This window comes from Amycolatopsis panacis (genome assembly GCF_003600245.1).
Lineage (GTDB): Bacteria > Actinomycetota > Actinomycetes > Mycobacteriales > Pseudonocardiaceae > Amycolatopsis > Amycolatopsis sulphurea.
Genome location: NZ_QZFV01000115.1, coordinates 22,619 through 33,900, shown reverse-complemented (window position 1 = coordinate 33,900; position 11,282 = coordinate 22,619). Strand labels below are relative to the sequence as shown.

Below are 11,282 nucleotides of genomic sequence, written 5' to 3'. Positions count from 1 at the left end.
CTCAGGGTGTCGGCAAAGTTGGTCGGGGACCCGGCAGTGGGCGATGCGGAGGTGTGTGCGACCACCTCGTGGCGTGCGCCGGACCGGTTTCGGGTCTGTGAAGGGACCCTTCACAGACTCAGAGTCCGTGAAGGGTCCCCTCACGGACCTCTACACCGACTTTGCCGGAACCCTGGGGGAGGGCCTGCGCGAACTCGTTGCTGCGCACGAAACTCAGGGCGAAACGTAAATTCGATGATCCTCAGCGTTAGCGGTCACGTCAGTTCCCGGTACGGTGGCCGACATGTGATGTCCACCGCTCGTGGATAATCTCGGAATTACCCTGGCCGAGTCGGCGAAGGGTGAAATCGGTCACTGGGATATCGGGGCGAAGTTCGGAATTCCTTCTCGAATTCGGTGAAAGTGACCCTGCGTGCGCTGATGATGCCGACCGATTTGCGTCGGATCTGGAAGGATTTTATCTCGATATGCCCATGAGTGACGCCTTCTGGCAGCGTCTTGTTCCGGTACTTCCGCGAGTTGCGGAGCATTTCGGCACACCGTTCCACATCTACGACGTGCAGGGCGTCCGCGACACCGCCGAGGGCGTCAACCAAGCGTTTCGCGGCCTGGACTTCCGGGAGTACTTCGCCGTCAAGGCGCAGCCGAACCCCCGGATCCTGCGCATCCTCGCAGACCACGGCTTCGGCTTCGACTGCAGTTCGATCGCCGAGCTGGTGGCCGCCCGGGCGGCCGGCGCGGTGGGTGACGACATCTCCTTCACCTCGAACAACACCAGCTCGGAGGAGCTGGTCGCCGCGCTCGCCGCGGACGCGATCATCACCGTCGACGACGAGACTGTCGTCGACAAGCTCGTGGCCATGCGGGCGCGGCCACGATCGGTCTGCTTCCGAGTGCACCCGGGCCGCTCCGCGTCGGTGCAGAACATGCACCTCGGCGGAGCCGAGTCGTCGAAATTCGGCATCCGGATCGACCGCCTGCACGGCGTGGTGGCGAAGGCGCGGCAGCTCGGCGCGAACACCTACGGGCTGCACGTCATGCTGGGTTCGCACCTGAAGACACCGGACTCCTTTCTGCGCAATCTCGACCTGCTGCTCGACACCGCGCTCCGGCTTCGGGACGAGACCGGAGTGCGCATCGATTTCGTGAACCTCGGCGGCGGAATAGGAATTCCTTACCGGCTGGAGGAGCAGGAGTTCGACCTCGCCGGGCTGGCGGCCGGAGTCCGGGACCGGGTGACGACCTTCGCCCGTGACCACGCGTGGCACCTGCGGGTTCTGTTCGAATCCGGCAGGTATGTGACGGGTCCGCACGGAGTGCTGGTCACCCGCGTGCTCAACCGGATGACCAAATGGCGCGAGATCGTGGGCGTCGACTGCGGCATGAACGGTCTGATCCGCCCCGGAATGTACCCGGACGCCTACCATCATGTGTCCGTTTTGGACGGTGAGGGGCGCGAACTCGAGACGGTCGACGTCGTCGGCTCGATGTGCGAGAACAACGACAAACTCGCGATCCAGCGCGTCCTGCCGCGCACGGTCGAGGGTGACCTGCTGCTGGTGCACGATACGGGCGCCCATGCGTTGTCGCAGACCTACACCTACGGGGGGCGGCTGCGCCCGCAGGAGTTGCTGCTGCATCCGGACGGGGACGTGGAACGCATTCGCCGGGCCGAGACCGTCGAGGACTACTTCGCAACCCTCCGTTGCGACGCGGACCGGCTTACGACGGCGGTAGTGCTGCGGTGACCCGTCGCGTCAGCGCTCGGTGATGATGACCCCGGGGCCGGCCGAGGCCGGGACCAGCACCAGGTCGAGTGTTGTCGGGTCGGTCTGCGACCACCGCATCACCGAACGGACGCCGGCGGTGACGCCGAGCGGGCGGTCCGGATCCGGTCCGCGGCCGGTGAGCCGGCGATTCGGGATGCCGACGATCCGCACCGGGGCGCGGGGATCCAGCTTGTCCTGGGCGTCGAGCCACGGCACCGTGGGAGCGGCGCCCGCATCGATCACCGGACGCTGCGGCCCGGCCAGTACTACGTCGTATCGGTAGCGCGTCAGCTCGTTGTCGGGGCCCTGCTTGCACCGGATCTGGCAGCGCAGCCCGAGGCGTCTGGCCGTGGTCGCGAACCATTCCGGTGCGACGAACAGCTCACGGTCGGTGGCCAGCACGCGCGCCGCCGCGGGCGCGAGGTCGTTCGCGTCGGCCCCGCGGGCGCGGGCCACGTCCTTCGCGAAATGTTCGCGCAGGGGTTCGCAGCGGACGTCCCCCACGAGGACGGCTCCGGTGGGTCCTGCCAGCTCGGCTGCCGTCGCCACCACGGCCGCGAGGTAGTCGAGGTCGGGGAAGTATTGCGCGACGGAGTTGAGGACGACGAGGTCGGCGGGGCCGGCCCGCAGGAGTCGCGCGCGCTCGTGCGCGGCGGTCACCTCAAGCTGGACCCGATCCGTGAGTTCGGGGCGATCGGCGTTCAGCCGGCGTTGCAGGATCTCGATTGCGGATGGCGAGAAGTCCGTGCCCGTGTAGTGCTGCACGTGCGGGGCGACGAGAGCCAGGAGCAGCCCGCCGCCGACGCCGATCTCGACCACCTGGCGCGGGGACAGCTCCAGGATGCGGGCGACGGTGGTATCGCGCCAGCTGCGCATGTCCGCTTCGGGGATCGGCGCACCGTCGTACGCCGAGTCCCAGCCGCGAAAATCGTCACCCAATCGCCCCCACGGCTCGCCGTCGAGGTAGAGGGTGTCGTAGACCTCGCGCCAGATCGCGACGTGTTCGAGTGCGGGCGCGGAGATCTCGCCCGCGCTGTCCGGGCCGGTCACACCACGCTGCGCAGCTCGCCGCGGCGCCGCACATCGGCGGTGACGCAGTGGAAACAGCCACCGAACCGCATGACGTTGCGGAACGGGATCGGCAGGATGTCGAACCCCCATCCGTCCAACATGTCCGCCAAGGCCGTCTCCTGCGCCTCCACCACCACCTGCGTCTCGCTCAGCATGAGCACATTCATTCCGACGGTGGGGCTGGACATGTACAACTCGAAATCGTCCGGAACTGCCGGCTCGGGTGCCACCCGCACGTCCCAGGCGTCGAGTACCGACGGTACATCCTTGACCTTATTCCGATTCAGCAGCAGTTTCCCCGGGGCGAGCGGTACGAAGGACGCGTCGATGTGCATCGGATAAGGATCGATCGTCTCGACGATATGCACGGTGTATTCCGGGTCGAGGTGCCGGGCCACCCACTCGATGCCGAGCCGGTTGGTGACGTGGCTGCGCTGGGCGAACAAGTCCGTGCCGCACCGGGTGAAATCGGCCGCGTCGAAGGTCGGCTCGACCTCGGTGGTCGCGTAGGACCCGGTGGCGAACGGCGTCTCCCGGTCGAAGCCGGCGTCAAAGGTGTCATCGTCGAGCAACGGCCTCGGCGCGGCGATCCACCGGGCGCCGCGCCGGAAGTAGTCGGTCAGCAGACGATGGTAGGCATCGGCCTCGAAATACCGGCTGCGCCATGCCATCGGCGACTCGATGATCATGTCTCCGACGACGAGCAGCAGATCGCGGGGCATCGCGCTGTAGAGCCCACCGGGGCTCGACCAGCGTGGTGTGCTGAAGCTTCGGGTGTGGTCCACCGGATCCGGCCGTGTCACGACGATCCCGCGAGAGGTGAGGAAACCGGCGAAGGCGTCCAGCTCGGCCTCGGCCGCCTCGGCGTGCGCACGCGGCCACGGCTGGCCCGCGCTGCGGGTGAACAGCTCGCGCGCGCTGGCCGGCACGCAGGACTCGACGGCCACGTCCCACTGCGGGACCGCTGCGCCGCGCATCGTCCCGACGATGACCTCCTCAAGCGGGTCCCACTCGGTGTAGGTGCTGACGGGGCCTGCTGGACGGGTCGTGTCAGGACGACTCCGGCGATCGACGGTCAATTCTTTTCCCAACCTCGGTGACTGTGGCCGATGGAAACCACTCCTCATGAATACAGCCCCTCTATTGGGCGAAAATCATGTGAAGTCGTGACATACGGTCATGTATTTGCCCGAGTTCTTCGGCCGTTCATCTCAATGGTCCCGATTGGTGACCTCGATCGTGGAGTTTGATCACTGTCGTGACAGTCCGTGCAATCAATGAAGGGCATAGATGACCGTCCACCCGACCGACGTGATCGACCTGATCACCGAGCAGGTCGAACGCAGTCCGGACGCGGCCGCCGTCGTCGAGGGCACCCGTGAGCTGACCTACGCGGAGCTGGCGGCGGAGGTCGAACTCGTGGCCGCCGACCTCGTGGCACGCGGGGTCCGGCCACGCGACCTCGTCGCCCTCGTGCTCCCGCGCGGGATCCGGGCTGTCGTGGCCATCCTGGCGGTGCTGCGGACCGGTGCCGGATACGTCCCGGTCGAGGTGAACGGGCCGGCAGCACGCATTCGTGCAGTGCTGGGCGAGGTGAACGCGCGCCTCGCCATCGTCGATGCGGGCACCCGTGATCTTCTCGACGGTGCCGTCGGCACCCTCGACCTCGCGGGCGTAGTGGGGTCCGCCGGTCCGGTATCCGGCGTCGGCGACACGAACAGCGCGGTACCCGGCGGCGCGACTGTGCTCGCCGAACGCCCGGCACCGCCGGCGACAGCGGACCCGGACGCGCCCGCCTACGTCATCTACACCTCCGGCTCCTCGGGCCGGCCGAAGGGCGTCGTCGTGCCCCGGCGCGCGGTCGCGTTCTTCTGCGCCGCCGCCCGCGGCCCGTACACCACGACCGCGGGCGACCGAGTCCTGCAGTTCGCCTCGCTCGGATTCGACGCGAGCGTCGAGGAAATCCTGCTGCCGCTGTCGGTCGGGGCGACGGTGGTGATCCGCGACGAGGAGATGCTGAGTCGCCCGGACCTGTTCCTGCGCCGCTGCGGTGAGTGGGGAATCACCGTCCTCACGCCGCCACCCGCTTACTGGCGGGAGATACTCGGTGTGCTGGAGCGGGGCGAAGCCACCCTGCCGCCTTCGGTACGGCAGATCGTGCTCGGTGGCGAGGCGGTGTACGCCGACGCCGTGCGCCGCTGGCGCCGGACGGTTGGGCCGCGCGTGCGGTTGATCAACTGCTACGGCCCGACCGAGACCACCGTCGTGGCGCTGGTGGCGGATCTGACCCACTACGAAGGTGACGACCCCGTACCGATCGGCGAGCCGCTGCCCGGCGTGCTGACCGAGATCCGGCCGGTACCCGGTGACTCCGGCGACAGGTCCGAGTGTGCCACCGGCGAGTTGTGGATCGGCGGTCCCGGGGTCACCGACGGCTACCTCGGCCGGCCCGACCTGACGGAGGAGCGCTTCCGTACCGAGCAGGGGCCTGCGGGCGAGCCGGTCCGCTGGTATCGGACCGGCGATGTTGTCTCCCGGGGACCGGACGGCCGTTTCGCCTACCTGCGTCGTCTCGACCGGCAGGTACAGGTCCGTGGGGTCCGCGTGGAGATCGGTGAGGTCGAGGCGGCGCTGCGGCTGGTCCCCGGGGTCGCCGACGCGGTCGTAGACGCCGTGCCCGACGCCGACACGGTCCGGCTTGAGGCCCACCTGATCGCGGACGGCGACCTGGCCCCCGACGAGCAGGCGGTGCGTGCCGACCTGACGGGCCGGCTGCCCGCCGCGATGGTTCCGGCCCGGATCCGATTCCACCGGCGGTTCCCCCGCACCGACCACGACAAGGTCGACCTCGTCGCGTTGCGCGGGGCCCCGGACACCACCTCTCTGGACACCGACGAAGCCGACCCCGCGGCCGCGATGTCGGCACTGTGGTCGCAGGTGCTCGACCGGCGGGCGATCGGGCCGGACGACGACCTGTTCGCCGCCGGCGCCGACTCGCTCGCCGCCGTGCGCATCCTCACCCGCTTGCGCACCGAGCACGGGGTCGAACTCACGTTGGCCGACCTGTTCGCCGCTGGCACCCCGGCCCGCACGGCAGAGCTGGTGGCCGCGTCGGCGCGGGTCGTTCCCGTCGAGTCGCCGCGCGCCGCGACGGGGACCTTCGAACTCGGTGGCCTGCAGCCCGACTACTGGCTCACCGACGTGATCGAGCCGGGCCTGCCCCGCTACCTGCTCGGTCTGCGCTACCACGTCGACCGATCCGTCGAGCCCACCGAGGTGGCTGCACTCCTCGCCGCGCTCGTGCGGCGCCACCCCGTGCTCGGAGCCCGGTTCCCCGAGCAGGACGGGCGGCCGGTGATGGTGGTGGACGGCACCGGCCGCATCCAGATCGGTGGCCCGGAGGTCGACCTACAGGAAGGCCCGGTCGCCCGCGCGGTCCACGACCCGCGGACCGGAGTGCTCACCCTGTTCGTCCACCACATCGTGTTCGACGGCTGGTCGGCCGGCGTCGTGGCTCGCGACCTGGGGTTGCTGATCGACGGCGCGACCCTGGAGCCGCCGGCCCGGGGCGTGACCGTCCCCGCGTACGCGGATTCCACCGCCCGCACATCCGATCGAGCCTACTGGCGGCAGCGCCTCGATGGTGTCGGCCCGGCCGTCGAGGTGCCAGCCGATCGGCCGCGCCCGCCGGAGCCCACGTTCGCCGCGCTGCGGGTCGAGCGGCAGCTTGATGCGACGACTGTCGGGCGATGGGACGCACTGGGCCGCGACCGTCGCGCCAGCCTGTTCGCCGTGGTTCTGACCGGCGTGCACGCCCTGTTGAGCAGGTGGACCGGACGGACCGATCCGGTGGTGCTCGCCCCGGTGGCCAATCGGGGCGGCACCGACCTGGAGAACGAGGTCGGCGCGTTGCTCAACACGCTCCCGCTGCGGGCCGACACGGGCGGTGACCCGTCCTTCGGCGAGCTGCTCGACCGGGTGGCCGGCGACATCGTCGCAGACCTGGACCACCAGCGTCTGCCGCTGGCCGAGATCCTCGCGGTGACCGAGCGACCGGTCACCCCGGGCGCCGGCAATCCCTTCAGCTCCGTGCTCCTCACTGTGCTCAACACGCCGCACGGCTACGACGGCCCGGTCCGGTACGTGGGCGACGTCGTGCCCGCTGCGCAGACCGTCGACCTCGCTTTTGCCCTCGACACGACCAGTGAGGGCCACGTCCTGACGCTCACCGCGCGCAGCGAGCTGTTCGACCGCGACCGCGTCGAGGGCATTCTCGACCAGCTCACGGTTCTTCTCGATGCCGCCGTTGCCGAGCCCGGCACCCCGTTGCACCGGCTGCCGTTGCTCTCACCGGACGCACGCACCCGGCTGCTCGACGCGGTCAACGGCCGGGCATCGGGGCGTGCGCCGCGGTTCCCGCTCGTCCAGCACTACCTGCAGGCGGTTGCCGCCGAGCGCCCGCACGCGCCGGCCCTGACCGTCGGCGACACCACGATCGACTACGCGCAGCTGGTGTCACGGGCCAACCGGCTCGCGCACCACCTGCACCGCAGAGCGGGTCGTCCGAGCGGCGGGGGAGACGCCCCGGTCGCGATCGCGTTGCCCCGCGGCGTCGACCTGTTCGTCGCCGTATGGGGTGTCCTCACGGCGGGCCGCGCCTACGTCGCGCTCGACCTCGACCACCCCGCGGGCCGGCTGGCCAAGGTGCTGGCCGACTCCGGTGCCGACGTCCTCGTCACCCGCGCCGATACCGCCGGTCCGGCCCTCGCGACGAGCGGGGTGGCCATCGAGACGGTCCTGCTCGATCGGGAAGCGGCAGCGATCACCGCACATCCCAGCGACCCACCTGACGTGGCCATCACCCCCGCCGACCCCGCCTACCTGGTGTACACGTCCGGATCGACGGGGGCGCCGAAGGCGGTGGTGGTGACCCACGACGGCCTGACCCACGCCGTCGAGATGTGGATGCAGCACTACGCCCTGGCACCGGACTGGACGTTTGCCCAGGTCGCCCCGGTGTCGTTCGATCTGTTCGTCGGCGAGACCGTGCGCGCCCACACCGCGGGCGGGCGGCTGGTGGTCGTCCCGAAGGAGACCGCACTGGACCCGCCGGTCTTCGCGGAGTTCCTGCGCCGGGAGCGGGTGGCGTGTACCGAGCTGGTACCGAGCATGCTGACCCCGTTGCTCGCCGTTTGCGGGCCGCTGCCCGACCTGCGGCTGCTCATCGGCGGTGGCGAGGCCTGGCCCGTCGAGGACTATCAGCAGGCCCACGCGCTGCTCGACGCGGGCACCCGCATCGTCAACTCCTACGGTGTCGCCGAGGCGACCGTGGACAGCCTCTGTTTCGAGGGGCCTCTCGAAGCCGGGGCCACGCTGGTGCCCATCGGGCGGCCCTTTCCCCACCAGCGCGCCTACGTGCTCGATGCCCATGACGAGCTGGTCCCGCCGGGTGTGCCCGGGGAACTGCATCTCGGTGGCGCCGGCGTCGCGGCGGGCTACCACCGCCGCCCGGGCCTGACCCGGCAGCGGTTCGGGCCGGACCCCTTTGTCCCGGGCGGACGTCGTTACCGGACCGGCGACCGCGCCCGCATGCGGACCGACGGGACCGTCGAGTACCTCGGCCGGCTTGACGACCAGGTCAAGGTGCGGGGCCATCGCATCGAGCTGGGTGAGGTCGAGGCCGCGCTGCGCGCCCTTCCTGATGTAGCCGCCGCGGCTGCCACGCTTCAAGGAACGGACCTCGTCGGCTACGTCGTGCCAGACGACGGCCGCACCGCACTTCCGGAGCCCGACCTGTTGGCGGCACTGCAAACCCGGCTGCCCACAGGCGCGGTCCCGGTCCGTGTCGTCGTGTTGCCCCGGCTGCCGCGCACCCACAACGGCAAGCTCGACCGTGCCGCTCTGCCCGCGCCCGGCGCGGCAGGCCCCTCCACACCGGCGATGGCCCCCGCGACCGCGACGGAGCGGCGGATCGCCGGGGTCTGGGCCGAGTTGCTCGGCATCGAGGTCGCCGTGGTGACCGCCGACAGCACGTTCACCGGGCTGGGCGGCGACTCCTTCGCGACGGTGCGCATGGCCCGCGCCGTGTCCTCCTCTCTGCGCCTGGTCGACGTGTTCCGTCGTCCTTCCTTGCGCCAGCTGGCCCGCCACGTCGACAACCTTGAGACCGACCACTCCGTGGCACCTGACCGGTCGCCCGCCACCGTCCCGGCCGAGCGCACGGTGACCGATGCCGCCGACCGGCTGCTGCAACCGATCGGCCCCGGACGGGCCGACCCGGCCATCGGCGGGGCCACGATCGTCGGGTTCCCCTACGCGGGCGGGACCTCGATGACGTTCGGTCCGCTGGCCGAGGCGCTGCCGGCTGGCTGGGCCTTGCTCGCCGTCGAGCTGCCGGGCCACGACCAAGCCCGGGACGAACCGCTCGCCGGTCTCGACGAGATCGCCGGACGAGTCGTCGAGGAGCTCATGGCGGTCGAGGGACCGGTCCTGCTCTACGGGCAATGCGTCGGGACCGCGCTGGCCTTGGAGGTCGCGCGCCGCGTGACCGGCGGCCCGATCGATCTGATCGGCGTCGGCCTGGGGGCGCAGTTCCCGATCGCCAGGCTCCCCGGCCGGTTCTTCGATCGAGTGCGCCGCCTGCTGCCCACGGACGGCTTGGTCGGCAACCGCGCCTACCTGGACTACCTGCGGGCGCGTGGCGGTTTCGCCGACGTCGAGGAAGGCCAGGACGCGGAATTCGTCCTGCGCAACGTTCGCCATGACTCCCGGGAGGCCGAGGAGTACTTCACCGCGGAGACCGGCGACGTGGCCGCCCCGGCACTCGCGGTTCCGGTGCTCAGCGTGGTCGGCCAGCGCGACCGGGTCACCGAGCTTTACGACGAACGCCACCGGGAGTGGGCGGCGTACTCCTCCCACGTCGAACTCGCGGTGATCGAGCGGGGCGGACACTTCTTCGTCAAGCACCAGGCCGCCGAACTGGCCGACGTCCTTGTCGACGCCGCGAACCGCTGGCGCGAGAGCCCGGCGGCACCCGACCCGGCCGCTCCTGCCCCGGCGAACCTCGGTGTGCGTCCGGGGCTGCGCCGGTTCGCGGTGGTCGCGGCGGGCCAGACCGTGTCCGCCGTCGGCAGTGGCATCGCCTCGCTCGTCATCGCCGTATGGGCTCTCGGGGCGACGAATGACCTGACGCTGTTCGGATTGCTCAGCGCAGTCGGCATGCTGCCCGGTGTACTGGTGACGCCGATAGCGGGCGCCGTGGCCGACCGCGTCGACCGGCGGCTGGTGATGATCACGGCCAACGCCGTGTCGATGGTGGCCACCGCGGGACTGGCGTTGCTCGTCACCCTCGGCGGCGGGCTGCGGATCCCGTTCGCCGTGGTCGCGCTCTGCCTGACCTCCGTAGCGGGAGCGTTCCAACGGCCCGCCTACCTCGCCGCCGTCCCACAGCTCGTTCCGAAGCGCTACTTGGGCCACGCTGCGGGCGTCGGCCAGATCGCGGTGAACATCAGCCAGGTCGCGGGGCCGCTGCTCGGAGTCGGACTCCTCGTCGCACTCGGGATCGGCGGAGTCCTGCTGCTGGAGGCGGCGGGCTTCGCGATCGGACTGCTGACGCTGCTGCTGGTGCGCATTCCCGATCGGGCGTTCAAACGCCGTGAGGAGAGCCTCTGGGCCGAGATCGCCCACGGCTGGCGGTACGTCATCCGCCGGGCGCCGCTTCGCGCCGGACTGTGGTTCATGGTGGTCGACGTGGCCATCTACACCGTCGGCTTCACGGTGGTGACACCGCTGATCCTCGCCCGGCACTCACCTGTCGTGCTCGGCGTGGTGCTCGCCGTCGGCGGCGTCGGTGGTGTGCTCGGCGCGATCGTGATGGGCCTGTGGGGCGGCACCCGGCGGCGCACGGAGGGCATGCTCATCGCGGGCGGCGCCGGCGGGCTCGGGTTGCTGATCGTCGGGATCACCGGCGACCCGGTGCTCGCCGCGGCAGGCATGTTCGTCCTGTTGTTCACCGAGTCGATCATCGACGGCAGCTGGATCGCGGTGCTCGGCACCAAGGTCGACCCGCAGCTGCTCGGCCGGGTCATGGCGATCTTCACCGCCCTGCCGTTGATCACCATCCCCCTCGGGTTCCTGATCGTCCTGCCCGTTGCCGACGTCGCCGTGGTCCCGGCGCTGGCAGATCCGGCGTCGAGCCCGTGGCTGCCGGTCGCGCTGTTCGGCGACGGTCCCGCACGTGGCCTCGCACTGCTGGTCGTGCTCAGCGGGCTGGGGCTGACCGCATGGGCGGGGCGGGGCTGGCTGCAGCGTGCGTTGCGCCACGCCGAGGACGACCTCCCCGACGCCGTCCCCGGCCCGGAGATCCACGACCGCGACACCGTGGCGCAGCGGGCCGACGCCCAGCTGCGCCGCCGCTGAAACGACGAAAGCGAGGTCTAGGCA

Annotated in this window: 4 protein-coding genes; 2 read left to right on the top strand and 2 right to left on the bottom strand. The window is 70.5% G+C overall.

Going from position 1 to position 11,282, the window contains the following annotated elements:
- The first annotated feature begins 473 nt into the window (after nt 1–473).
- Nucleotides 474–1,748 (top strand): diaminopimelate decarboxylase family protein, encoded by a 1,275-nt coding sequence (locus tag D5S19_RS24980; protein ID WP_120025832.1) that lies wholly within the window; start codon nt 474–476, stop codon nt 1,746–1,748.
- A 9-nt stretch (nt 1,749–1,757) separates the two neighbouring features.
- Here D5S19_RS24980 and D5S19_RS24975 read toward each other — a convergent pair whose 3' ends face one another.
- Both D5S19_RS24975 and D5S19_RS24970 read right to left on the bottom strand, forming a co-directional pair.
- Nucleotides 1,758–2,819, bottom strand: coding sequence for a class I SAM-dependent methyltransferase (locus tag D5S19_RS24975; RefSeq protein ID WP_158605635.1), 1,062 nt, complete (start codon nt 2,817–2,819; stop codon nt 1,758–1,760).
- Nucleotides 2,816–3,817: an amidinotransferase gene (locus D5S19_RS24970; protein WP_233574140.1), complete on the bottom strand. Its 1,002-nt coding sequence runs from the start codon at nt 3,815–3,817 to the stop codon at nt 2,816–2,818. Before D5S19_RS24970 ends, D5S19_RS24975 begins: the two co-directional genes overlap by 4 nt.
- A 313-nt stretch (nt 3,818–4,130) precedes the next feature.
- On the opposite strand from D5S19_RS24970, the gene D5S19_RS24965 reads away from it, so the two are divergent.
- Nucleotides 4,131–11,258, top strand: a complete 7,128-nt coding sequence (locus D5S19_RS24965; RefSeq protein ID WP_120025829.1) for a non-ribosomal peptide synthetase/MFS transporter — start codon at nt 4,131–4,133, stop codon at nt 11,256–11,258.
- Nucleotides 11,259–11,282 lie beyond the last annotated feature (24 nt).